This window comes from Citrobacter sp. GW821-FHT02E08, assembly GCF_059421685.1.
The window spans coordinates 19700-43787 of record NZ_JBWKVL010000015.1 but is presented as its reverse complement, the minus strand read 5'-3'; the positions used below and the strand labels follow the sequence as shown (position 1 = coordinate 43787).

General features: G+C 49.0%; 22 protein-coding genes. 4 read left to right on the top strand and 18 right to left on the bottom strand.

All coding sequences use genetic code 11. The annotated features are described in order from the left end of the window. Nucleotides 1-24: 24 nt before the first annotated feature. Nucleotides 25-399 (bottom strand): type II toxin-antitoxin system VapC family toxin, encoded by a 375-nt coding sequence (locus AC07UY_RS17560; RefSeq protein ID WP_494660787.1) that lies wholly within the window; start codon nt 397-399, stop codon nt 25-27. After that, nucleotides 399-641, bottom strand: coding sequence for a ribbon-helix-helix domain-containing protein (locus AC07UY_RS17555; protein ID WP_494660788.1), 243 nt, complete (start codon nt 639-641; stop codon nt 399-401). The genes AC07UY_RS17560 and AC07UY_RS17555 overlap by 1 nt, the downstream gene beginning before the upstream one ends. 200 nt (nt 642-841) lie before the next feature. Here AC07UY_RS17555 and AC07UY_RS17550 point away from each other — a divergent pair, with 200 nt between their 5' ends. Next, nucleotides 842-1750, top strand: coding sequence for an alpha/beta hydrolase (locus AC07UY_RS17550; protein WP_494660789.1), 909 nt, complete (start codon nt 842-844; stop codon nt 1748-1750). 62 nt (nt 1751-1812) lie between these two features. Further along, nucleotides 1813-1926, top strand: a complete 114-nt coding sequence (locus AC07UY_RS17545; RefSeq protein ID WP_494724436.1) for a type II toxin-antitoxin system ParD family antitoxin — start codon at nt 1813-1815, stop codon at nt 1924-1926. Nucleotides 1927-1934: 8 nt separating this feature from the next. On the opposite strand, the gene fabY is transcribed toward AC07UY_RS17545, so the two are convergent. The 15 genes from fabY to yihU form a co-directional block, all read right to left on the bottom strand. Next, complete coding sequence (gene fabY / locus AC07UY_RS17540; protein WP_203359406.1) at nt 1935-2876, bottom strand: fatty acid biosynthesis protein FabY; 942 nt, start codon at nt 2874-2876, stop codon at nt 1935-1937. Between the two features lie 44 nt (nt 2877-2920). Further along, complete coding sequence (dtd, locus tag AC07UY_RS17535; RefSeq protein ID WP_494660790.1) at nt 2921-3358, bottom strand: D-aminoacyl-tRNA deacylase; 438 nt, start codon at nt 3356-3358, stop codon at nt 2921-2923. A gap of 213 nt (nt 3359-3571) precedes the next feature. Beyond that, nucleotides 3572-4414, bottom strand: a complete 843-nt coding sequence (locus tag AC07UY_RS17530; RefSeq protein ID WP_494660791.1) for an AraC family transcriptional regulator — start codon at nt 4412-4414, stop codon at nt 3572-3574. Nucleotides 4415-4541: 127 nt separating this feature from the next. Beyond that, nucleotides 4542-6323: a DUF2264 domain-containing protein gene (locus AC07UY_RS17525; RefSeq protein WP_494660792.1), complete on the bottom strand. Its 1782-nt coding sequence runs from the start codon at nt 6321-6323 to the stop codon at nt 4542-4544. Between the two features lie 38 nt (nt 6324-6361). Continuing rightward, complete coding sequence (locus AC07UY_RS17520) at nt 6362-7552, bottom strand: glycoside hydrolase family 88 protein (RefSeq protein ID WP_494660793.1); 1191 nt, start codon at nt 7550-7552, stop codon at nt 6362-6364. Nucleotides 7553-7568: 16 nt separating this feature from the next. After that, on the bottom strand, nt 7569-8816 hold the full coding sequence (locus AC07UY_RS17515; RefSeq protein ID WP_494701665.1) for an oligosaccharide MFS transporter: 1248 nt from the start codon (nt 8814-8816) through the stop codon (nt 7569-7571). A 401-nt stretch (nt 8817-9217) separates the two neighbouring features. Continuing rightward, complete coding sequence (locus AC07UY_RS17510; protein ID WP_494660795.1) at nt 9218-10084, bottom strand: virulence factor BrkB family protein; 867 nt, start codon at nt 10082-10084, stop codon at nt 9218-9220. After that, the gene (gene yihX / locus AC07UY_RS17505) at nt 10078-10677 is read right to left on the bottom strand and encodes a glucose-1-phosphatase (RefSeq protein WP_494660796.1); all 600 of its coding nucleotides are present in this window, start codon (nt 10675-10677) and stop codon (nt 10078-10080) included. The genes AC07UY_RS17510 and yihX overlap by 7 nt, the downstream gene beginning before the upstream one ends. Before the next feature lie 140 nt (nt 10678-10817). Next, nucleotides 10818-13592, bottom strand: coding sequence for an autotransporter outer membrane beta-barrel domain-containing protein (locus AC07UY_RS17500; RefSeq protein ID WP_494701666.1), 2775 nt, complete (start codon nt 13590-13592; stop codon nt 10818-10820). Between the two features lie 522 nt (nt 13593-14114). After that, nucleotides 14115-14990 carry an aldose epimerase family protein gene (locus tag AC07UY_RS17495; protein WP_494660798.1) on the bottom strand — a complete coding sequence of 292 codons (876 nt, stop codon included), beginning with the start codon at nt 14988-14990 and terminating at the stop codon, nt 14115-14117. 4 nt (nt 14991-14994) lie between these two features. Beyond that, nucleotides 14995-16347 carry an MFS transporter gene (locus AC07UY_RS17490; RefSeq protein WP_494701667.1) on the bottom strand — a complete coding sequence of 451 codons (1353 nt, stop codon included), beginning with the start codon at nt 16345-16347 and terminating at the stop codon, nt 14995-14997. 104 nt (nt 16348-16451) lie between these two features. Beyond that, a complete protein-coding gene (locus AC07UY_RS17485) occupies nt 16452-17885 on the bottom strand; it encodes an MFS transporter (protein ID WP_203359412.1) in 1434 nt (477 codons plus the stop codon). A gap of 69 nt (nt 17886-17954) precedes the next feature. Further along, entirely contained in the window at nt 17955-18965 is a 1011-nt protein-coding gene (locus tag AC07UY_RS17480; RefSeq protein ID WP_203359413.1) for a zinc-dependent alcohol dehydrogenase, read from the bottom strand. A 32-nt stretch (nt 18966-18997) separates the two neighbouring features. Continuing rightward, the gene (locus AC07UY_RS17475) at nt 18998-19885 is read right to left on the bottom strand and encodes an aldolase (RefSeq protein WP_301702205.1); all 888 of its coding nucleotides are present in this window, start codon (nt 19883-19885) and stop codon (nt 18998-19000) included. A gap of 25 nt (nt 19886-19910) precedes the next feature. Continuing rightward, the gene (gene yihU / locus AC07UY_RS17470) at nt 19911-20801 is read right to left on the bottom strand and encodes a sulfolactaldehyde 3-reductase (protein ID WP_203359415.1); all 891 of its coding nucleotides are present in this window, start codon (nt 20799-20801) and stop codon (nt 19911-19913) included. A gap of 172 nt (nt 20802-20973) precedes the next feature. Between yihU and AC07UY_RS17465 the strand changes: the two genes are divergently transcribed. Next, nucleotides 20974-21870: a sugar kinase gene (locus AC07UY_RS17465; RefSeq protein WP_203359416.1), complete on the top strand. Its 897-nt coding sequence runs from the start codon at nt 20974-20976 to the stop codon at nt 21868-21870. 39 nt (nt 21871-21909) lie between these two features. Further along, the gene (locus tag AC07UY_RS17460) at nt 21910-22698 is read left to right on the top strand and encodes a DeoR/GlpR family DNA-binding transcription regulator (protein WP_203359417.1); all 789 of its coding nucleotides are present in this window, start codon (nt 21910-21912) and stop codon (nt 22696-22698) included. Between the two features lie 65 nt (nt 22699-22763). Here AC07UY_RS17460 and AC07UY_RS17455 read toward each other — a convergent pair whose 3' ends face one another. Then, the gene (locus AC07UY_RS17455) at nt 22764-24029 is read right to left on the bottom strand and encodes an MFS transporter (protein ID WP_203359418.1); all 1266 of its coding nucleotides are present in this window, start codon (nt 24027-24029) and stop codon (nt 22764-22766) included. Between the last annotated feature and the right edge of the window lie 59 nt (nt 24030-24088).

The following is a 24088-nucleotide window of genomic DNA, read 5'->3' as shown; positions in this document are numbered from 1 at the left end:
ACCGGGCGGCGTAAGTCGCCCGAGTTACAGTTCATAGGGCGTCACGACGCCAGGTATTCCCGCAAAATCCTTCGTATTGCGCGTGACCAGTTCAAGGCGGTGAACCTGTGCCGTCGCCAGAATAATCGCATCCGGAAGCTTCATCGCATACTCCTGACGCAAAGCAACGCTTCGCTCAGCAATCTCCTGCGAAACACCAATGATGTTAAATGCGCTCATCGCAACCCGTGTGCGATGTTCCTGATTGTATTTCCTGGCGCCAACCAGCACTTCCATCCAGGTGATGAGGCTTATCGCGTTCTGTGGCGGCCATGCGTCCAGCGCTTGCTTTGCTTCCCCTCGCCCGCTGAACAAATCGATTAAAATATTGGTATCAAAAAGAGCCGATCCTTTAGCCATTACCACTCCTCGCGAAGTTTGCGCTGGTATTCAACGCCATCTTCTTCGCAGCCTTGCCACAGGCCGAGTGCGTTAGAAATCGTCGTATTTGACTGCCTTTCCAGATACTGCTCGACCGCTTCTCGCAACAGTTCCGCGCGAGGAAGATTGCGCTGCACCTTGAGGTCATCCAGCCGTTTAATCACTTCATCTGATAAATCGAGTAAAATTCTGCCCATATCCAGTCCAATCATTATGCTCATATATATTTCCAATATATCATCGCAGATTAAGGTATGAGCAATTTACACCCGGGATATTTTTAAAAATAGAGTGTTTGTGGGGGTATTTTCACTTTTGCGAGCACCTTTCCAGAATTCGTTTTTCCCTGCCGCCCCTATTCCCATCCGCCAAAAGTGAGCGTATAAAACTGTACATCTATACAGCAAAAAGGAATTTCACCATGGCACTGGAAAAGGGTATTGCTGAGCAAGTTGCCGCGTTTATCGCAGCGGGTCGCCCCTCTTCACGTCAACAGAGTATTGATGATCGAAGAGCGGGGTACATCGCCAGTGCAGTCCTGGCGGGAGAGACTGAGTCACGCGTCCATATCCAGACTATCGAACGGGAAGGGATGTCGTTTCGCGTCTATTCACCGCTTCGTGGTTCCACGATTCTGCCCACAATTATCTACTACCACGGAGGCTGTTTTGTGAGCGGTGGCTTTGCCACTCATGACAAGCAGCTGCGCCAGTTGGCATTCTATGGCGAATGTCGGGTGATCGCCGTCCAGTATCGACTGGCACCAGAATACACTTTTCCCGCAGCCCATGATGACGCTCTAAAAGGGGCAGACCTGATCTGGCAGCATGCCGAACTGTTTGGCGTGGATAAGCATCGCATCACGCTTGCAGGCGATAGCGCGGGCGGGCATCTGGCATTGGTGACGGCCTTACGGCTCAAGGCGGCAGGTGAGTGGCAACCTGCACAGCTTATCCTGATTTATCCCATGCTCGACGCAACGGCTTATTTTGAAAGTTATACCCGTAATGGACTGGACTACATCATCACCCGCGATACGCTGCTTAGCGGTTATGAAATGTACCTGCCGGGCATCGATCGCCACCATCTGGAAGCCAGCCCGCTGTGGCGAGATGATTTCAATGGCCTGCCGCCTGTTCATATCATTACTGCAGAATTCGACCCGCTATGCGACGAAGGGGAAGCGCTTTATCAGAGAATGACAGAGCAAGGCGTAGCGTGTACCTGTCAGCGCTATCTCGGAGTCATTCATGGCTTCTTTCAGTTGGGTGGGATCAGCGAGGCGGCACGGGAAGTCATACGAAATGTGGCATTGAAGGCGGGAAGGTAATATTCCCTGTGTCGTTTTGCATTGCCATCTGGTGCTAATAGATAACACACCATGATGAGTTGATGCCCGGTATAAACAGTATCACCATGAGCGATCACCCCGACCGTTTCATTATCAGAACAGTCGACACTGGCCGCTCTGGTTCAACCCGTGAAGTGGTCCGATCCGCCCTCTGAGCTAACCTCTACTCTTCCTCGTTACCACCCTCTTCGTACGCGCCAAACGGCTTCGCGGGTAGCACAATGTAAGTGCCTTCAAACACCACACCCGGCGCGTCATCACCGAATAGTTCCACCTGCATCTGCACACGGGCTTTACGTCCGCGAGCGAGCCTGTCCAGGTCCCCACTTAACGAACCTAAATCAGCGACTGCACTCGGTTTGCCGCTGATGGGCTTGCTGTAGCGAATATGGGCATCAGCAAGAATAATCGTGCCGCCAAGATGGCGTTCGCGCAGCATTAACCAGATAAGCCCCCACCCCGTCAGCGTTGCCAGAGAAAAAAGACTTCCGGCAAATAAGGTTTTATGCGGGTTCTGGTTGCCCATTTCAGGCATGGTGGTGATAAATTTTTGCCCGGTGTATTGCTGAATACGCACCCCCATTTTCTCACTCAGAGGGATGTGCTCATACCAGGCACTCTGTAGCTGCCCGCACCAGTCGCCGCGATGCAGAATGTCATCCAGTGTGGCGACAGGTTTAATCATTAAAAAGTGTCGAACCGGCGTGGTTTGCGGCGTGGTAATTTCGCCCTGATTAACAAAACCCAGTTTTGCGAAAAATTCGACGGCATCTTCACGGGCGCTACAGGTAACACGCTTTACCCCTTCCTGGCGCGCCACGGATTCCAGGGTCATCGCCATCAATGTTCCCAGCCCTTTCTCCTGCACCGCAGGATCAACAGCCATAAAGCGGATAGAGGCTTCGTTATCGGCATTGATATACAGCCTGCCAACAGCGACCAGATTCCCCTCTTCGTCCACGACCATCTGATGATGGGCCATGGCATCCCAGGCATCTCGTTCGGAGCCTTTTGGCTGATGCAGGGGTTTACGCAGCATTTCCCAGCGAAACTGATAGTAACGCTCTAATTCTTCTTCTGTTTGCGGTACTCGAAGGTGATACATAGCTGTACTCTCTCTTGTTACCCGCGGCCACACCGGAAGCTGGTTCATACCTGTAACCAGAACGTCACGGGGCCATCATTAACCAGCGAAACCTGCATATCGGCAGCGAAACGTCCGGTTTGCGTGTTCATTTCCTGTTGGCGGCAACGCTCAACAAAGTATTCATATAGCGCTTCTGCGCGATCCGGCGCGGCACCCTTTGAGAAACTCGGACGCATCCCGCGCTCGGTATCAGCTGCCAGCGTAAACTGTGAAACCACCAGCACGCTGCCTCCTGCCTGCTGCACGTTCAGGTTCATTTTGCCTTCGGCATCGCTAAAAATTCGGTAGCCCAGTACGCGTTCGCACAAGCGGTTCGCTTTCTGTTCGTCATCATCCTTTTCGACACCCAATAACACTAAAAGTCCTGGGCCAATTTCACCCGTCACCTCTCCCTCCACGGTGACGTTGGCACGGGTTACGCGCTGAATTAATGCAATCATAGCTGATCTGCTTCTTGTTTTTGTTTGCGGTAATTCTGAGAGTGACAGTTATTACTACGGCAGGCAAGACGAATACGCCACTCCAGGGCCCATTCAGATCAACAAATTAAGGCGTGTCTCCGGCACACCTTAAATCAGCTGACAGGAAAAATACCCTGCCAGGCACGGCGATCACCGCGCATGAAAGCGCTCCTGATGAGCGTGGGCGGGTACTTATGGGCGCTGTATTTTCTTATACTGCAAGGGAGTATATTTCATCAGTTTTTTAAAGCGCGTAATAAAATAAGTCACATCGTTAAAGCCTACGGATTTCGCAATATCCGATACCGATAAGTGGGTGGTTTGCAGGAGATCACACCCCTCTTTTATTCGTCGACAAAGAATATATTCCTGAAGTGTTCCGCCGGTTTGCTCTCTAAAAATTTTAGAGATATAGCCGGGTGAAAACCCTAACTCGGCAGATAACAATTCAAGCGATAACCGTTCAGAGTAATGACGCTCGACCCAATCCATAATATGCGTAGAGAGCGTGATATCTTTTTTCCTGAAGCTTTCATCGGTATCCGGCAGGCTATTCATCAGCTGCATAGTCAGCAGCATGACTTCGCTAATATGATAATCCGGCCCCTGATTAACCGCTTCAAACTGTTTTAACGTCGTCGCAATAAAATCCATTTTGTCTGATAAGTCATAAGCCTGCGCCGGCGATGAATCCGATGACAGATAGCGAAAATTTTTGTAGTGCCTGGGAAAGGACTCCAGTGCCTTCAGAACCTGGGTTTGATCAATATGCACAATAGTGCGTATGTAGGGATGCTTTTCACTTCCGTTGATTTGCACCTTGTGCAGGCGGAAGGGAGGGAAAATAAACATACGGCCAGGCCTTGCCGTATACTGCTGGTTATCAACCACCACCAGACCATAACCACTTAGAATATAGATAATTTCCAGACATGGGTGCCAGTGGTAGTAATGTGCGACGGCGGTATCTCTCTGGCGGAAAACCATAGAACTGCTGTCTAACTTGATGTTTTCAAATAAAGACGTCGATTTCATCTACCTGCACCTGGAATAATGTCTACTTAATTTGATCACATACTCTTTATCCATATTGCATAGCTTTCTGGAAAAACGCAAAAGCGGCAGCCAGTCAGTACGGCTGGCTGCCGCTTTTGCTGGCGCATCAGGTAATCGCTATTTCTACATGATTAATCACTAACTGCTGTGCAGAAACGTTGAAGTGAATCTCCGGCAAACGCTCCTGAACGCCGGTCAGCGATGAGTAATACCAACCCGCCAGCCAGTGCGTACCTGCCGACAAATCCATCGCCAGGCACGGCACGATAGAAGGTTCGGGGTACATAATATTACTGTTAGGCGGCGTCACAACTTTTGTCGAACGACGATTGCTCACCAGGTCCTGAACACCACTACCGCCATTTTCTGAACGTAAAAAGAGGGCAGACGTACTATCGACTGTATCCAGCAAATGATGATAATTAACCGCAAAACCACCCTCAACGCAGTCTATTTCTCTTGTTGTTTCAACGCGATGAATACGCACATGCCCCTGTTCACAGGGTACCAGCCAGGTCGTCACGTTAACATCAGACCAGGGGAGCCATTCACTACGAATAAAATTATCTGTTATCGTGACCGACTGACATTTCTGCCTTCCGCGGTAATAGTTATCATGCTCGCTGAAAAGCAACATCGAATCACATGACGCATGATTCAAACCATATGCCCCGCGTTCAATGGTAAACCCAAAATGGCTGGAATAAGCGAATTTGCAATATTTAGGGTCTGTGTTAACAAAATTAAGCGGGTGAAATTGATCTGACATTAACATCCAGGCATGACGATTATCTTCTGAATGGACAATAGCCTGAGTCGCCTGGACAATAAAATGCACTTTCTCCAGTTCAGGAAATGGCTCCGGCTCGCTTTGCCAGAATTCACTCTCGTCACTGATAGCCAGTATTAATAATGACTTCAACGCCCAATATGGAGAACCAGGGCTATTATAGTCGTCAGCCATGGCCAGATTAGGATAAGCATACCCAATCGAAAATAAACCATCGTTGTGGATAAACGGTTGCTGTAGCCACCAATCAATATGGCGAAGAATAATCCCTTTAATAATCCCGGGGCTAAAAACATCCAGCCCTGTCCAGGCAACCGCACTCCAGAATGCGGTCTGCACAAAACGGTAGGTCAGACTACGTCCAAAAGGAATGGCTGGCCCGTCAGAAGAAAACCAGTAGATATGCTCATGCGCAAATTCCCGGGCGCGCTGGCGGTATCGTTCACAACGTATCGGGTCGACATCCTGCATAAAGTGGCTGTAAAGCAAACCATAATAATGGAAGGCGGAAGAGTTATAGTAGTCGCGAGGCCTGCCCATCCCATCGGAATACCAGCCATTTCCCAGCCAGAAAGGTTCAATAGCGTCCAGATGCGCCTTAATGACGTTCATATCATAATCGCGCCCAACACACTTGAGACCCACCTGCACCAACACAGGGAAAAAATGCCAGTTATTATTCGGAACAGGAAGGTCCCTGCTTTGCTGTAGCCATGCAACCAAATTGTCCTGCTCCTGAGCAGACAACGATGCCCAAAGCAGCGACCCCGGAAGTGCCATTGCCAAAGCGTAGGCGGCCATTTCCACACAGCGCTGATCCGGCCCGTTCACCTCGCCCCAGTATTCTTCATGCTGTGGATCACAACCATGACGTACCCCGTCGGTATATTCCGCCAGCAAATCAACCGAATGACCCGCGCTCCAGAGAGGCAATAAACCCCAGAGCATCCTGGAGAAACCCTCCATTTGCGCCACATCATCAGAATAATGCGCCGCGGTATTTCCCATCTTTATACGACTATGGTGAGGAGAGAAAAAAGGTTTTGCCGATTCAGCCCAGTTTCTCATGATGTCGCAATAATCATTTTTTGATTTCATCAGAACACCTTAACTTACTAAACAGGTAAATCTTTCGACTACCAGTAGGGATTCCATGTCTGGTTTATCTTCGTCAGCGCTTCCACAAAGAAATAGTCACCAAAAATATTGCAGGCATCCACGCCCTTATTTTTATTCACATTACAGGCGCCATGTTTTAACAGCCCATCACAGGACTCCGCAATACACGATGAATAATTATCGATAAGTGAATTCACAATATTCAGCGCTGCGTCCTCATAATATGTTTTGTACCGATCGGTTGCCGGAAGCGCGCTGGCAAGATCGAGTAAACCGCATGCTGCAATCGCCGCAGCAGAACTATCACGGTAAACGTCCGCTCCGTTCAGGTCGAGATCCCAATAACAGACGAGATCGTCAGGTAAACGGTTTAGAAAGTAGTGCGCCAGGCTGCGTGTGATATCAACGTATTCACGTTGGCCTGTATATCGGTAACTCAGCATAAAACCATAGATCCCCCAGGCCTGCCCACGAGACCAACACGAGACATCGCTGTAACCCTGGTGGGTTTTCCCGTAGCGCGGCTGCCCGGTGTTGATATCAAGATAAAAAGTGTGATGTGTGGAAGCATCGGGGCGAACAATATAGTTGGCGACCTGCTGAATATGCTGCGCTGCCGCTAACGCAAATTTATCATCACCGGTTTGCTGCGAAGCCCAGTACAATAATGGCAGGTTCATATTACAGTCGATAATCATCCGACCTTGCTGTTCAGGGTCATTTAAATCACCCCACGCCTGAATCACTTTTGACACGGGATTAAACCGCTCAAACAGGGATTCTGCAGCCTGAATCGCCGTTTCCCTGGCCTGTACATTTCCGGTTAATTTCCAGGCTGAAACACAGGATAATGTATAAAGAAAACCCAGGTCATGGTGATCCACATCGATACGATTATTGAGACGCTCCGCAAAAGAGGAGATCAGCTGTTCTGCCTGTTGGCGAAACGACTCATGACGGGTTAACTCCCAAAGTAACCAGAGTTGACCCACCCAAAATCCCGTGGTCCAGCCGATATTTTCCGTGCGTGGCCAAACGCCCTCAATGCAAATCTCACCCGGTAGCTGCCCATCCAGCTTAGCGATATTCAGCAGCGTTTTTTGCGTCGCCGTATCAATGGCAGCCTGAACCTTCTGCTTAAGCAAAAACCGATTTGGCGTTGGCAAACAAACCTGTTTCAGATGTTCTGTTGAAATTTTTGACAGCATATTCCCCACTCCGTGACTAAGCTTTCGCGTCTACATAGGTATTATTTTCTTTCTTAACACCGGAACGGCATTTAGAAAGGGTAAATGAAGAAACAATAGTGAACATTAATGCCCACATCCCCATATAAAGGTAGGTTTGCTCAAAACCATACTTATCATATAAATGTCCTACCGGAGCAGAAACAAGGGTTGAACCGATATAAATCATCGTCTGGTATCCCAGCAGATACATAGTGGCATTGACTTTTTTATCAAAATGCTCAGCAATATATTTAAATGCTGACACGAGCAACAATGCCATTTCCAGACCATAGAATGTCTTAAGTACTGAAATAGCAATATGATTATGCACCACGCCACAAAGCATCAAACGTACGCCGATTATCGCTCCACACAGCAGTAAAGCGTTTTTTGCACCAATGCGGTTAACAATAACTGGCGCGAACAGCATGGTGACAAATTCAAACCCGTTTTTAACGGTCATCATATAACCATACCATTCATTACCCTTTTCTTTTGTTTCAAAGAACGTCACAAAGAAACGCGGGAATTGTTGCTCAGCAACAAACATCATCCACACCACGCCAGCAATATAAAGCGCAAACATCCAGAATTTTTTAGTTCTTAAAAGAGTAAAAATATCTTTTGATTGAATTCTTTCTTTTGATACCACACTGTTTTCAGCCAGTAATGTATCGTCAATTTTAACACTCAGCAGAACCAGCAGCATCAGGATCGCCCCTACACTACTGATAACCAAGTTAATATTTGGCGAAATATTAAAGAGTATCCCGGAGATTGACGCCCCCGCGGTGCTACCGATAGATCCCATCATCCTGATGCGCCCAAACTCGGTGCCATACAGGCGACTCAGCCGATCCATATAGGATTCATTGGCGGCAACCCCCGCATACCAACCAAGCGCAAGAAAGACTGAACCCGCAATTATTCCAGCCAGTGTATAATTTAGCAGCAAGGGTTTATAAACATATATAAAGAAAGGCGCCACCATCGTCGTAACTAACCCGATAAAATAAAGTAGCTTTTTACTCATCCCAATTTTATCAAGAGTGTAACCATAAAGCGGCTTAAATATAACTGCAAAGACACCATTTACAGCAAAGACAGTACCAATAGCAACACTATTCAGCCCTATGACTTCACTTAACCAAAGTGTATACAACGTAATAACTTCAGCCCACGTAAAGTAATAAATAAAAGAGTACACCCTCATTTTAGCAATGACATGCGAATTTCTATCCATATAAAACTCCTCATTGATGTATGAAAGCACCCAATGAAATAGTAATTCAAATTCAATTATGATTATCACAATCTACATTTAAAGAATGATAGTTTAATTTTTATTTAGCCATGCAGTCAGGACCTTCACTTATTCGGTGTAAACAGACTATACACAGAGCCTTCGCAAAGGTGATTTGACGCGCATCACAAAAAAAAACACACTGCTGTCAAAAACGAAAAACAGTTTTAAAAATGATTGAAAATTTAAATTATCGACACGAAAGTTTAATTTTCTTATTCAGCTACGGTTTGCTGGGAAGCACAGCCATTACAGACTACAGCGAAAAACATTTTTTGTGCATGAGAAAATAGGTGTGACACCTGCCGCCGCAGGAACGTCGCGCAGGTGCATTGAGAGGATTATTTTGCTTCTTCTTGTTCTGCGGCTAGTTTGAGTTTGCGGTATTCCCCGAGAGTGACAGTTATTTCTGCACCAAGCAAGACGATACACCACGTCCAGTAAACCCAGACAAACAAAATTGGGATCACCGCCAGGACGCCATAAATGAGCTGATAAGAGGGGAACATGGTGATATAGAGCGCAAATCCTTTCTTCCCCGCCTCAAACAGTATGGCGGCGACAAACGCCCCGACTATCGCATCCCGGTTTGGAACGCGGATGGTGGGGACAACGCTATACAGCAACCAGAATGAGATCCAGGAAAGCAAAAGCGGAAAAATGCGCAGCACATCATCAATAACGCTATTGAGTTCACTGGCCCAACGAAGGGAGAGCAGATACGAACTGATCGCAAGGCTGGCACCTGCCAGCAGTGGACCCAGCGTCAGGATCATCCAGTAAACGGCAAAAGAGTAGACTTTTGGGCGCGTGCGCTTACTGCGCCAGATGGCATTTAAAGCACTATCAACAGCATACATCAGCAACAACGCCGTCACGATCAGCCCACAGGCTCCCACCACCGTCATCTTGTTGGAATTGGCGACAAACTGTTCGATATAACGCTGAATGACATCCCCCGTCGCGGGGAGAAAGTTGGAGAAGATAAAATGACGCAGTTGAAGACTAACGTCAGAAAACATGGGAAATGCAGCGAAAAGGGCAAATACAACAGCAATGAAGGGCACTAATGAGAGCAATGAGACGTAGGCCAGATTACCTGCCAGGGTCGTCATATTGTCCTCATCAATGCGCTGCCACAATAACTTAAGCCAGGCCCATATTGGACGCGTATGATGCCTGGCTTTTTGGTGAACGTTTTTTAGCATAACAACTTCGCGAAATAGTCCGGGATGGTTGTTTTGTCGGTCACCCTGATGCTGGTGATCCCCAACTGGTTAGCCCCTTCTATATTATCGCCGTTGTCATCAAAAAAGACGGCATCGTCCGCAGAAAAACCTTCTGCCTGCAGGACATGCTGGTAAATACGCGCTTCCGGTTTACGCATTCCCAGTTCCTGGGAAAGATAAATATGGTCGGCGGCCTGGCGAACCTCCGGGTATTCGTCCGGCCAGAATGTGGTATGCAGTCTGTTAGTGTTAGAAAGGACGACAACCCGATGCCCTTGCTCACGCAGCTTTTGCATAATGCCAATCACGTCCGGGCGAATGCCGACAAAAATAGCCTGCCAGCCATGAGAAAATTGTTCGTAACTGAGCGGCAGCGCCATTTCATGACAAACCGCCTCGGCGAAAGCCTCATCGGTTATTTCACCCCGTTCATGCTGGCGAAAGGCCTCTCCCATCGTAAAACTGTGTTTCAACGAAGCCAGCGGGACACGGCTCAGATCGCTCCAGGTGCCTAACACGCGGTTGAAGTCGATATCGACAATCACATTACCTAAGTCAAAGATATAGAGCATGTTCTTCTCCTTGCTAGCCGTGGATGAATAACTGTAGCGGGAAAGGAGAGGTTTGACTATGTGCCACATCGTGAAACCGGTAACGGTCATATCTGAAAAAGGCGATGCTATGCATCGCCTTGTTTCCCCTGGTGTCGCGTTTAGAAACTGTACTTAACACCCAACATAGCCGCAGTATCGCTATAACTGTTGTCGCCAACCTGCTGTGCGACGTTGCCCCACACCTGCAGGCGCGGATTAATTTGCCCTTCAACCCCGACTTTCAGTTCGCCGATATTTTTAGTGCCGCTGATTTCATCCTGAATAGCTCCCATCTGGACACTCTGGTTATGGGTATTGTGGATCCAGTTCGCTTCTACAAACGGCTGGAACTCACGGTTTTTATCATCGTCGATTGCATTATGGCCTTTCAGATATGCACGCACGCCGAGTCGGGTCATCAGGTTGCCATCTGTTGTGTCTTTCACCTGGGTGCCGTTGCTTTCGCGGTGCGAATCAGCCTGCACGTCCATCCAGATAGCCTGTGCTTTGGGTTGGATCCAGTAGCTTGCACGCTCACTTTCCCCCAACAGGACGCTGTAACCGCCTTCAATAGAGGCCGTAATACCGTCTGACTTATATTTCTCGCTGGCCAGATGATCGCCGCTCACGGTGTTATCAAACCAGTTGTAGAGAACCCAACTGTCCAGGTAGGTTCCTGTTTTATCCGCTTCGTTTGCATACCAGGTCGCGTACAGGCCTGCACTGTAGCCATTCACATGACCGCGGGACGCATACCCGGTGTATGTGTTATGCGTTTTACTTTTCTGATTGGCGTAACCCGCCATTACACCCAGATGCCAGCGATCCAGACCATCACTGCTCCATTGCGCCAGGTCACCACCTATCTGCATCACATAGCGGTTCGCTTTCGTTTTCAACTGGTTGCTACCGTCAGTAAAGCGAGTATGTCCCCCTTCGTTACGCAGCCACAGGCTGGTCACTTTCCGTTCACCCGTCAGCATGTCCGTATATTGCGTTTCCCCCAGTCGGTCATGCAATCGGGTGATAAACAGGGTATTGGCCGCATAGTTGTTCGCCAGATAGCTACCAAATTCCGGGCGATACTGATGTTCACCGGGCTCGGGGGCTGGCGGCGTTGGTGGTTCAACCGGGTCAACCGGGCCAGGAGGTGCTGGCGGGTCAACAGGGTCGACCGGGCCCGGAGGCGCAGGGGGATCAACAGGGTCAACCGGACCAGGAGGTGCTGGCGGATCAACAGGGTCAACCGGACCAGGAGGTGCTGGCGGATCAACGGGATCAACCGGCCCCGGAGGCGTTGGTGGATCGACCGGATCGGGATCTTCCGGCTCTGGGTCGGGTTCCGGGTCAGGATCGACTGGGCTCAATTGACTGGTGAGATACCAGTTGCTGGCATTCTTCACCACATCGTAGTCGTAGCCACCCGCCACGATACGCCCGGCTTTGGTAAAGGTACCGTTGGAGTTACCCTCAACCTGCACAATCTCAATGCCATTAAGGGTCAGATCGCCCATACCACCGATATTGTTAATACCAACATTGGTATTCCCGGCTGTATCACCTTTTACGATCAGTTTATCAGTTAAGGATTCATCGCCTTCAAGCACGGTGTTAAGTACCAGTAACGCATCGGTACCAATAAAGTTCCCCATCACGGTCAGCGTCTTAAAGGTGCTTGCATCGTCTCCAGACACACCATCGGCACTGTAGCGCAGTGTGGATTGATCCAACGTCAGATTAGAGAGAACGGAGGTCCCGGTCATCGTCCATTCACTATTGGCGCCCTTCATGCTCAGATCCAGCGTGCCATGATAGTTGGTATTACTGTTCTGTTGTGAAGAGTCGGTTTTACCCACAAAACGACTCCCCTCTTCCATACGCAGATCCATGATGCCGCCATAGTAGGCACGCAGGTTGCCTTTTATGTCATACACACCGGATGATGCGCTATCAGAAACGTAATCCCAGGAGCGAATCAGCGCCTGCGTACCATAAGCGTAAAGCGCGTAGGCGTTACTATCCGAAACCTCAATAAACGTATTGCCACCCAGGTTCACAATGGCAGGCTCATAGCTCGAATAAGCGTAAACACCATGCGCAGTCGCCCCCGTGGTTTTTACATCCACATGGTTCAAGTTAATCTCGCCCAGCCGTCCGGCATATATTGCATGCGCACTTCGACCTGATGTGGCGATTTTTGTGGTGCCATTTATCGTGACATCCGGGTCGCCTTTCCCGGTACCGGTATACTGAGCAGGATCTTTCCCTGCATATATTCCATATCCTGTGTTGGCCCCCCCTGGACCACGGGTCACAATATCGGCATTACCATGAATAATAATGGACGATCGCGCGTTATCTTTATTCGCCGAGGCATTCGCACGCAGCCCCATACCGTTTTCAGTATCAATCGTGACATTGCCACTGACTTCAACAATGGAATAATCAGCCTGTAATTCGCGACCGATATTTATACCATCTGAACTACTGCCGGTCGCTGTAATATAAATATTATCTGCAACCAGCTTGCCACCCGCATTTTTGGAGTGAATACCATCGGCGGCCTTGCCTATGGTATTAATGACCAGATTTTTAAATTTATATCCCGTATTATCAATATAGACACCCCACCCCGTTAACCCCGACGTTGTGCCTTCTGACGTTGTATCAATACGAACTTCATCAAATCCGCTGTAATCCCGGCCTGCTCCGCCAAGTGGATTCCCATAGTGGTAGATAGTCGTATTGTCACATAACAACTGCGCCGTGGTTGTGTAACTACACCCCGCAGCTGCTGCCTGTCCGCTGAGTCCACCGAGTGCCAGCGCACAGGCAATACAAAGTGAGAGCTTTGTTGGAGGAAATCGTTTTTGAATAAAACCAGGAGTTTTCATGAGAGTTCACCTTTTCCGTAAGGCTTTTTTAGCAAAGTGCATCAACGCTGCATTTAAATAAAAACTGAAGGCAAAACAAACCTGTAACTCTTTAAAGAGATAAAGAATATGTAACACAAGAAATGAGTGAGTCATTGCCTTTTTAAATTAAATATAATTAATTATTCAACATGTCAATAAATAGCCAGCGACGACAGGATGGCAAAATTAAAATTGCAGTTAATATATTTGCATTATTCTTATCAAATAATTGTATAAAATAAAAAGCTGAACTTTCAGGAAATAAAAAGCTTATAAAACAATGAAGATGAAAAGCACATGTGAACGTAGAGTAAGGCTTTAGGAATTTTGCATGAAACGCCAGGAAGATTATCTATTTATAAAAAATGTGAAGGGAACCGTCTTTGCAGACGGTTCTTTTATGAAACACCTCCAGGACATAGACATAAAATATGCACTGCCATGAGGTGTGCTGAAAATAAAAAGCTGACGTTCAGTCTCTTTTCATTTCAATGAGATACGTTAACCCAATTGATTAAACTGCCAACATGATTCAATGACCAGAGGAGCATCTGTTGTGACAAACTGTGGCGTGAGGTTAATCGCATTCGGCGCCTGGGTGAGCGGATTAACGCATGTCGCATCGGGCTGTTTATCAAAGACCACCAGGCTTTGTGCAGCCGATGTCATGTTCAAACTCAGTTTTCCTGGCCATTGCAATGTGACATCTAACCCGGAGGAAAAACCAAAACAGTCGTCCCACGGCCCTGGCTGAGGTGACGTTCTTCTGCCTGTTGGCAGTTCGTCACTTCCCGCTTCTTCCTGCCAGTCTGCATCAAAAACGACCTGTAATTGACCGTCGCTATTCTGTTGATTCAGTTGTTTGACAAACCATGGATGCCAGCCTGCAGATGCAGGGAAGGATTCCGCCTTTGAGTGGATCTCAAGACGTAAGACCAGCGAATTTTCTTTAAGCGTCAGTATTTGCAGAACCTCACCCGCCCAGGGCCATGGAGAACCAAGCGGCATTCGCAGCGTCAGCGCATCCGTTTTATGCTCGACGATTTCCCATGATGAGTAGCATGCCATACCGTGCAATGCATGAGGCGGTTTATTCGCGGGTAAGGCATAACGTTGATCGTTAACGTTCAATGTCGCATACCCGAGACGTCCAGCCCAGGGCACCATCGGAAAGCACCCATACTGGAATGCTTTTCGTTGTGGCTCCCACTGTCGCAAAACCTCAAAACCGAATGCCTGTAATGACGTTATCCTTGCCCCATCATGGGGATAAATCCGCAGGCAAATATGTTTATTTTCCAGGTGCACGGGATCGCCCATAGGGCCGGGCCAGGTGGCGTCAAAAGCGTGTTGTAGCGCTTGCTGGTGCTCATTCATGTCGTTACTCCCTGATATAGCGGTAAGGTTTTAATTGTTTTTTCACATCGGGGTTATCGTGTGAATGTGGTTCGATAAGCCAGACGCAAATAAATGAGAGGATTGAAATACCAAAAAGGAACAATGCCACATACCATGGCTCACCTCCGCCCAACGCGAGTAGGCTTGATGCGATAAGTGGGCTTAAACCGCCAAGAATTGCGGAAAATTGGTAGGCAAAAGAAAGGCCCGTATAGCGAACCCGGGTACCAAACATGCGGGTGAACAGTGTAGGTTGCACAGCGAACATCATCGTTGGGCCAAAGTTATAGCCCAGGATCATACTGCACCAAATAATGAGTGTACTTTTTGTATCCAGCAGTAAGAAAAATGGAAATGCAAACAGGATGCAAAAACCGGCACCGAACAAATATAATTTACGCTGACCAACCCGGTCAGAAAGCCATCCAAACAAAGGGCAACAAAAAATACCAATCGCTGAAGCGATAAGCATACCTGTTAATGGTACATCCCTTGATAACGCCAGTTGGCTGGAAATATAAACAATGCCAAAGGCATTAATAATATTCGATGAAACGCTCTCTGCTAACCGGGCTCCCACTGCGAGCAGAATATTACGCGGGTGCTTGCGGAAGAGTTCAATCAGCGGCAAGGGTGCTTTATCGTCGGTCTCAACCGATTTTTGTTTTTGAAAATCCAGGGTTTCTTCGGTATGCAATCGTATAAACATACCGACAATCAGCATCACGGCAGATAACCAAAATGGAATACGCCATCCCCAGGAAAGAAATTGCTCCTGGGTCAGAAAATGATTACAGAGCGCAAAAACCCCTGTAGCCAGCATAATGCCCACTGACGCTGCCGTTTGCGGCAACGAACCCAGAAATCCACGTTTTTTCTCCGGCGCAGACTCTATCGTCATCAACGCCGCACCGCCATATTCGCCGCCAAGGCCAAATCCTTGTATCAGGCGAAGCACCATCAGAATGAGCGGAGCCCAAATGCCAATCTCCTGATATGTTGGAATAAAACCAATTAAAAAGGTTGAAGTCCCAACAATACCCAGAGTCCAGATCAGCGTTATTTTTCGCCCGACTTTATCACCAAAATGGCCAAAAACAATGCCACCCAACGGGCGGGTTAAAAAGCCCACGCCAAAGGTAGCAAAGGCAGCAATCAGACCAATAAAGGGATCGCTGTCAGGGAAGAACAGAGGAGCAAAAACCAGTCCTGCTGCCGTTCCGAAAATAAAAAAATCATACCACTCCATCAACGCACCAGCGAAGCTTCCCATGACGACACGTCTCATGGCTTTGCCGGATAGCCCTTCACTCGATCCAGATAATTTCTCAGACATAATTTTCCTCTCCATCTCGGCGAGAAAGCTGCGGAACAAAACCACTTTATGGGTATAGCGTTCTATGAGTCAGCGCGTCGGCAGTAGCCGACTGCGCATTGTGATTATTTTTCCAACTCCGCTAATACCTGTTCATCCTCAGCATCGACATTCGCTCCCAGCGGTTCCCACTTAATCAACACACAGGTAAGGAATCCAAGGAAAGGCACTATCGCCAGCCAGTAAAACGCCTCTGTCTTCAACGCCCCCCATAACATAGGCCAGAAGATAAGCCCGGCAATGGCCCCGGTACGCATGATGGCGCGCGCAAATCCGACACCTGTGGGTCGTATAGTGGGTGGGTAAGAGAGTGTTGCAATGGTCATTCCTAATCCGCCAGGACCGGCAGAGTGGAAGAATATAATCGTGCCCAGCAGACTTAAGGAAAGCCAGGGACTCGTGGTTGCCAGGGCACCTAACGCCAGCAGCGCCACGGTCACTAACGCAAATCCATACATCGACTGGAGACGCGTTCCCAAACGCTGGAGAATGAGCGAGCCGATTAAGCCGCCGGTGACCCCACAAAGTGCGTTCACTACCGCGGAACCCGTTAATGCGCCGGTTAATCCCCCACTCAGTATTCCGGCCAGCGTCAGCGGTAAATAAACGCCCACGGCGTTATATTGCCAGGCCTGCATGGTTGCCACGACACAGCCAAGAATGGTGCGTTTACGGTAGCGTGAATTGAACAAGATGCCATAACCGCCACGAAATTTACTTTCTGGTTTTTCAGCAGAGGTAGCATCTGATTTAGATGACTTAGCAACCTGAGCTTTAACGCCATAGCGTTTTTCCAGAATCCCGCAGGCTTCTTCATAGCGACCGACCCTTGCAGCCCACATCGCAGATTCACCGATAAAAAAGTAACGCAGGATCATGATAATGACGGCAAAGATGGCACCCGCGAAAATTCCGTAGCGCCAGAGTTGTTCTTCAGCAATACCAGACAGAAGCAACGGAAGCAGAACGAGATAAACAACGGTGGTTGAAACATACCAGGCCATTTGCCAAAGATTAACGGACGAACCGGTCTTCTTCGATGTTGATCCCCGTAATTCCGCCACAGCGTTAGTGGCCAGTGGGAAATCAATACCTAACCCAAAGCCCATCACGACACGGCATACCAGCACCCACCAGATATTAGGCGCAATGGCGACGGCTGCCGCCCCGATCGTGCACAACCCCATTCCGATGATAAATGCACGCTTTTGACCAAAGCGGTTAATAACACGGTTCGCTAATAGCCCGCCAATCAGAGCGGCCACTAACACGGAGGCGTTAACTGTCGCCGCCAGACCCGGAGAAATGCCAAACTCGGCTGCAATGTACTTATTACCAAAACCCACCATCGCAGCCTGGTACGCATCAATAAGAATGCCACCCAATGCGATAAAAATGACACCGATGCTGGTATTAACTGCTGAGTTTTTATTTACTATATCAATCACATCCTGTGGACGACCGATTGAATATGGTGCAGGACTGGTGATTTGACTCATCGCAGTGTCCTTCTTCATTGTTGTAGGGTGGCGCTGCTGTTACGCAGCGCCAGACAGAGGTTTACACCATCAATCTTCAGCGAACTGCAGCATGACTTTTATTGAGTCATTTTGCTGCGCGCGTTCAAATGCCTTCGCCGCATCATCGACAGGGAACAAATCGGTTACCAGTTCACTGGTATCAAACCGACCATCCGCCAACCACTCAATAACGGCATCAAAATCCTCTGGTATATACATGCCGGAATTGAGCAAATCGCGCTCAAAGCGTTGCATCATCGGAAGTGGGACTTCGCGAGGCCCACTCGGCACGCCCATACACACCACCGTACCGCCCGCATACACGCGCATGAATGCATCGTTAATCGTGGCCTGAGCCGCAACCACATCAATCGCGCCCGTGAAACGAACATCCGCATCAAGCTCGCCCGGCGCCCAGACATCTGCGGCGCCGAGTTTTAATGCCAGCGCGCGTTTGGCTTCATCGGGTTCGATAACGGTAATTTTTCCCGCGCCCATGATGCGTAATGCCTGAACAATAGAGAGTCCAATGGTTCCGGCCCCGATGACTAACACGCTCTCCAGCGAGGCTTGCGGCATGCGGTTTACACAATGACGCGCGCAGGCTGCCGGTTCAGCAAAGGCCAGAACCTTCAGCGGTAAAGACGCAGGAGCAACGTGGCAGTTCCGGGCAGGGACGATATGCTGTGAACGGGCAAATCCTGGTGCACGAAAGCCTGCAACCTGCGGTGGTTCACAGAGATTAAAGCGCCCCGCCTTACATGCACGGCACTCCATGCAGGCCATAATCGGATCGACAACAACATGGTCGCCCGCGTGAATGTGGGTCACTTCGCTCCCCACCTCCGTTACACGTGCCGCAATTTCATGCCCTGGCACGACAGGAGGTTTCGCGAATGGATGCCCCCCTTTCAGGACGTGCAGATCAGAGCCGCATATTCCATAAAACACAGGGGCAATGCGGACTTCATGTGGTTTCAGTTCCTGGTGCGGCACTTCCACATACTGGGTGGTGACTTTTCCAATATCAGAAAATAAAACCTGGGTAATTTTATCCATTGTTATTCTCCAGAATCGTTATGATTGGGTGATTAGCGTTGCGCGATACCTTCATCAACAATTTCCGCCAGGCGTTGAAGACGTGGAACGGAAACATCACGCAGCATCGTTTGCGGATCTTTCGCCCCGACGACGGAAGCCCACACGGCACGCCCAGCCAGGAATCCTGAAGCGCCAGCTTTCATGGCAATGCGAACCGCACGCCCGAAGACATCCGCATCAACGCCAGATGAGAGAATGACCCAGGGCATCTTCATCTGGTCGTTAAGTTTCTGGCACGCAGCCAGTAACGTCTGTTCATCGCCTTTACCACCTAATGGCATTTCTGCCTTGTAGAGATCGGCTCCCGTACCGCCAAGCTCTGCAGCCGCCGCAACAATGGCAGCTTCTTTGTCAAATTCCCAACCCTGGCGAGGCGGGCGCACTACAGGTTCAATAATGCTCACCAACCCAGCGCTCCGGCAGCGCTCTACAAATTCTTCGACCATCGCAAGACGCACTTCGGCTGGCTCATCTTCCCGCCACAGCACCAACAGTTTCATCGCTTTTGCGCCCATCTGACGCGCCTGATGCGGATCAACCGTTTTGTCGATTTCAACACTATCAACCGGAATGCCATTGCCAGGCACAAAGTGGTCAGCAGCAACGATCAGGCCGCATGAATCAGCCACGGCTCCCTGAGAGACAATTTCATCAAGACAAAACTGTTTATCTGCCAGAACCGCCGAAGCATAAGGAGAAAGGATCTGTGTTGCGGCGACTTTAAAGTCAGTCAACACGCTATCGGCAACGGGTTTTGGATGTCCGGACGCGGCGAACATCAGACGCATGGCTTCACGTTGATCAACGGCCAGCATAGCGAATCCACCACCTGGGCGAGAAATATCTTTCAGCGTGTACGGGGTATTTTGGGAAGACATAGTAACTCCTGTGAATGTTTTAAATTTAAAGTGAATCCGGACGGCCAGCCTGCTGGCGAACCTGAGATAACAACGCACTCCAGTCCTGGCGTCCTCTGCCGTTTTCGCTGGCCGTGGTGTAGTAGGCTTCTGCCGCAATACCCATGTTCAACGGCGCGCCGGTCTGGTGTGCAACATCGACGGCAATGCGCAGATCTTTCAGTGCGAGGTCCACCATAAATGCCGGAGACAGATCCCCCTTCAGCACTTTCCCAGGCCAGGTTGTCGTAAAGTGTCCCTTGCCTGCGGCAGTTCCACTCATAACCTTAATCGCCACATCCAGGCTAAGACCCAGAGACTCACAAAGAACTGCGGCTTCCGCCGACAGCGCGTTCAGCGCAATACTCATGTAGTTGTTAATCAGCTTCACGCGGATCCCCATTCCCGGGCCGCCTGCTTCTACCAATTCGTTCCCCATACACATCAGAATTGGACGCGCCTGTTCGACTTGCTCAGGCGTACCGCCCGCCAGAATCAGTAATGTGCCATCAATAGCATTCACTGAGGTTCTGCCGACCGGGGCGTCCATCATGCTGATGCCTTTCTCTTTCAACTCATTGATCAGCGCATCCGTCTGGAGGGGGTGGATGGTGGACATATCGATAACTAACGCATCATGGGATACGGTTTCATGCACCCCGGAATCGCCCAACATCACCTGCCGAACAATGTCGCCATTTGGCAGCATGGTGATGATGAACTCTGCACCTTTAGCTGCTTCAGCAGGTGTTTGAGCTGCGGTTGCCCCTTGTTGGACTAACTCACTGACGGCCTGCTGATTAACGTCAAATACGCGTAAAGCATGCCCCTTTTGCAACAGATTACTGGCCATTGGGCTACCCATCTGGCCCAATCCCAGGAATGCAATGGTGGTCATGAACGATCTCCTGTCTTTAGTTGACAAAATAATTACAAATAAAAAGTCATTTTCGTCTGTTTTTGAGCATATTTGTAATTTATGACTAAAAACTAGAGGTGCGTCACTAATTTGATCATTTATGTCATTAAAATGAACAAAACAAGACAACTTCACACAGGACCAAACACATATGACCAGAATTGCTTGCGTCGGAATCGCCGTTCAGGATCGCATTTATTCTCTGAACACTTTGCCTGATGGAGGTGGTAAGTATCAGTCAAGTCAATATCTTGAGACGGGAGGTGGGCCAGCAGCGACTGCGGCGGTTGCTATTGCCAGGCTCGGGATTGAAGTCGACTTCATTGGGCGACTGGGTGACGATAGCTGTGGAAAAACGCTGATCAGCGAGCTTCAGGGCTGGGGAGTGAATACAACCTATTGTCGCCAATACACCAATGCGCGCTCATCACAATCCGCCATTCTGGTCGATAATCACGGGGAACGAATCATCGTCAACTACCCGAGTCCAGACCTGGACACTGATGCGCAATGGCTGGAAGAGATTGATTTCACAGGCTATGACATCGTACTGGCCGATGTACGTTGGCACGAAGGTGCATTAAAAGCCTTTACGCTAGCGCGGGCAGCCGGCGTACAGACACTGCTGGATGCAGATATGACACCGCAGGATATTACGCCTCTGGTTGCTCTTTCCGATCATGCGGTTTTTTCGACGCCAGGGCTAAAACGCATGACCGGTCAAGATGACCCAACCAAAGGTTTGAGTCTGGCGGCGACACAAACTGAAGGCCTGGTTTATGTCACACTTGGCGGGGAAGGATCGCTATGGATTGAAGATCAGCGCCTCCACCAGCAGTCTGCGTTTTCTGTTGATGTCGTTGATACAACCGGGGCTGGCGATGTCTTTCACGGGGCATTGGCCGTCGCGTTGGCAGAAAAAATGACGATTGAACAGTCAATTAGGTTCGCCAGTGCAGTAGCAGCAATGAAATGTACTCAGCCTGGAGGACGCGCCGGAATTCCTAATCGTGAGCAAACCGAATCATTTTTGTCACTTTATGCGTAAAATAGTGAACATTTACAGGGGAAGAGTACAGGAGTATTCATGAGCATCACCGAAGTCACCGGTAACCCTCGACACGATCAGCTTGTTCATTACATCGCTGAACGAGGCTATATGAATATCGAGGAACTGGCACAATTGCTTGATGTTTCCACACAAACGGTCCGCCGTGATATTCGTAAACTTAGTGAACAAGGACTGATTACACGACATCATGGTGGTGCCGGGCGCGTATCAAGCGTTATGAATACCGCTTTTGAGCAAAGAGAGCTATCGCTCACTCAGGAGAAAGGGGCGATAGCAGAAGCTGTTGCCGATTATCTGCCAGAACGCTGTACGGTTTTTATTACCATAGGAACCACAGTGGAAGCGGTCGCCAGAGCATTGCTCAATCGCCGGGACTTGCGCATCATCACCAACAGCCTGCGAGTTGCTCAAATTCTGTATAAAAACCAGGATATTGAAGTAATGGTGCCAGGAGGAACTCTGCGTGCGCATAACGGGGGAATTATTGGTCCTGCTGCAGTGAGTTTTATTGAGGAGTTCAGGGCCGATTATTTGATCACTAGCATTGGCGCTATTGAGCATGACGGGGCGCTACTGGAGTTTGATGTCAACGAAGCCCTCGTCGCCAGGACGATGATGAAACATGCACGTAATACGTTATTAGTTGCCGATCACACCAAATTTACGGCATCTGCCGCAGTGTCCATCGGTAACGCGCGTAAAGTGCAGGTATTTTTTACCGATGCCCCCCCTCCGACGTCATTCCAACAATTACTCAATGAGGAAAACATTGAGCTAGTGGTTGCCGATCAGGATGCTTCCTGACGCTTCAAATAAAAAAAGCCGCTGATAATCAGCGGCTTTTTTACATGCTTATCTCGGAGAAGGTATCAGGCTTCGGCTGCCTGCAACTCTTTCTTACGCTGGCTGATGCGTTTAACCAGCATCACCGACACTACCGCGCCGCAGAATGCGAAGCAGGCCATAATACCGAAGACAATCTTATAGCCGACCATTCCTGGGTTTAAATCCAGGATGTAGCCATAGAGACTGAAACAGAACATGGCAGGTGCGTAACCAATAAAGCTGCCCAGCGCCATCGCGGCCCCGGTATGGTTTTCCGCAATTTTCGCTTCGCCAATCGGTGCGAAGAAAACAGCACGCTGCGTAAATACGATCGCGCCAAATCCTAACGTACACGCCATCCCTAAATAGACCGGCATACTTTCATGAGGCAGCATAATGAGAAGCACCAGTGCGACCGTGCTGATCATGAAGGTGTAACATAAGTATTTACTGGGTGATTTCAGTATTTTATCTGAAATCATACCGCCAACCGGACCACCGATCATTTTCAGGCAATATTGGTTAATGATGCCGTAGGCCCCCACCAGCGCGACTGGCAGCATATAAATATTTTTCAGGAACGGAATGAAGAACGTTAAACCGCAGTAGACGGCATAGACAAAGAAGACGTTGAAGGCGATTAGCCAAATCGTTTTGTCCTTCAGTACCGTCGTCATACCCGGGCTTTTTTTCGTGTCTTCGGTATCGCTGACATTGACCGTAGGTGCATCCTCTTTATCGTTCAGAACAAAGAAGATGATTACCCCAACCGCAATGACAATGATTGAATAGAACCAGATACCGGCTTTGAATCCCAACAACCCACTACCAAACCAGGTAAAGACCGCCAGAGCAGAAAACGCCACAATCGTATCAACGATTCCGCGACCGGTTTCGAAGAAACCAAACAAACGCCCTTGCTGTTCGCTATTACCCAATCGGCTCACCGATTTAAGTAGCACTGGCCAGTTCATCATGTCGCAGGTGACGCCAAACAACGCCCATACAAAAAGTATTCCCCAATAACCAGGCATTGTTGTCAGATAGACCCCTAACAACCCTGTGGCAATCAGCGAAAACGACATGGTGTATTTACGTGGCAGTTTGTCGGCAAAATAGATAGACAGGAAAAAACCCACCGTCGTAACAAATGAGTTCACCGACATCGCATTACCAATTTGACCATTGGTCAAATGAAAGTATTCCTGCATTGGTATATAAAACGCATCTTTTAATGACGGTAATTTATAAATTGTACCGCCACACAGCGTTAACAGGCTAAATAACGCCCATTTCTTTTTGGTGAGCATAACATCCCCTAAAGTATGACTAAATTCATTGTTTTATAGGCAATAGCAACCCGACCATT

Coding starts and splice junctions, on each gene's coding strand:
- AC07UY_RS17560 (WP_494660787.1), bottom strand. CDS start 399: ATGGCTAAAGGATCGGCTCTTTTTGATACCAATATTTTAATCGATTTG.
- AC07UY_RS17555 (WP_494660788.1), bottom strand. CDS start 641: ATGAGCATAATGATTGGACTGGATATGGGCAGAATTTTACTCGATTTA.
- AC07UY_RS17550 (WP_494660789.1), top strand. CDS start 842: ATGGCACTGGAAAAGGGTATTGCTGAGCAAGTTGCCGCGTTTATCGCA.
- AC07UY_RS17545 (WP_494724436.1), top strand. CDS start 1,813: ATGCCCGGTATAAACAGTATCACCATGAGCGATCACCCCGACCGTTTC.
- fabY (WP_203359406.1), bottom strand. CDS start 2,876: ATGTATCACCTTCGAGTACCGCAAACAGAAGAAGAATTAGAGCGTTAC.
- dtd (WP_494660790.1), bottom strand. CDS start 3,358: ATGATTGCATTAATTCAGCGCGTAACCCGTGCCAACGTCACCGTGGAG.
- AC07UY_RS17530 (WP_494660791.1), bottom strand. CDS start 4,414: ATGAAATCGACGTCTTTATTTGAAAACATCAAGTTAGACAGCAGTTCT.
- AC07UY_RS17525 (WP_494660792.1), bottom strand. CDS start 6,323: ATGAAATCAAAAAATGATTATTGCGACATCATGAGAAACTGGGCTGAA.
- AC07UY_RS17520 (WP_494660793.1), bottom strand. CDS start 7,552: ATGCTGTCAAAAATTTCAACAGAACATCTGAAACAGGTTTGTTTGCCA.
- AC07UY_RS17515 (WP_494701665.1), bottom strand. CDS start 8,816: ATGGATAGAAATTCGCATGTCATTGCTAAAATGAGGGTGTACTCTTTT.
- AC07UY_RS17510 (WP_494660795.1), bottom strand. CDS start 10,084: ATGCTAAAAAACGTTCACCAAAAAGCCAGGCATCATACGCGTCCAATA.
- yihX (WP_494660796.1), bottom strand. CDS start 10,677: ATGCTCTATATCTTTGACTTAGGTAATGTGATTGTCGATATCGACTTC.
- AC07UY_RS17500 (WP_494701666.1), bottom strand. CDS start 13,592: ATGAAAACTCCTGGTTTTATTCAAAAACGATTTCCTCCAACAAAGCTC.
- AC07UY_RS17495 (WP_494660798.1), bottom strand. CDS start 14,990: ATGAATGAGCACCAGCAAGCGCTACAACACGCTTTTGACGCCACCTGG.
- AC07UY_RS17490 (WP_494701667.1), bottom strand. CDS start 16,347: ATGTCTGAGAAATTATCTGGATCGAGTGAAGGGCTATCCGGCAAAGCC.
- AC07UY_RS17485 (WP_203359412.1), bottom strand. CDS start 17,885: ATGAGTCAAATCACCAGTCCTGCACCATATTCAATCGGTCGTCCACAG.
- AC07UY_RS17480 (WP_203359413.1), bottom strand. CDS start 18,965: ATGGATAAAATTACCCAGGTTTTATTTTCTGATATTGGAAAAGTCACC.
- AC07UY_RS17475 (WP_301702205.1), bottom strand. CDS start 19,885: ATGTCTTCCCAAAATACCCCGTACACGCTGAAAGATATTTCTCGCCCA.
- yihU (WP_203359415.1), bottom strand. CDS start 20,801: ATGACCACCATTGCATTCCTGGGATTGGGCCAGATGGGTAGCCCAATG.
- AC07UY_RS17465 (WP_203359416.1), top strand. CDS start 20,974: ATGACCAGAATTGCTTGCGTCGGAATCGCCGTTCAGGATCGCATTTAT.
- AC07UY_RS17460 (WP_203359417.1), top strand. CDS start 21,910: ATGAGCATCACCGAAGTCACCGGTAACCCTCGACACGATCAGCTTGTT.
- AC07UY_RS17455 (WP_203359418.1), bottom strand. CDS start 24,029: ATGCTCACCAAAAAGAAATGGGCGTTATTTAGCCTGTTAACGCTGTGT.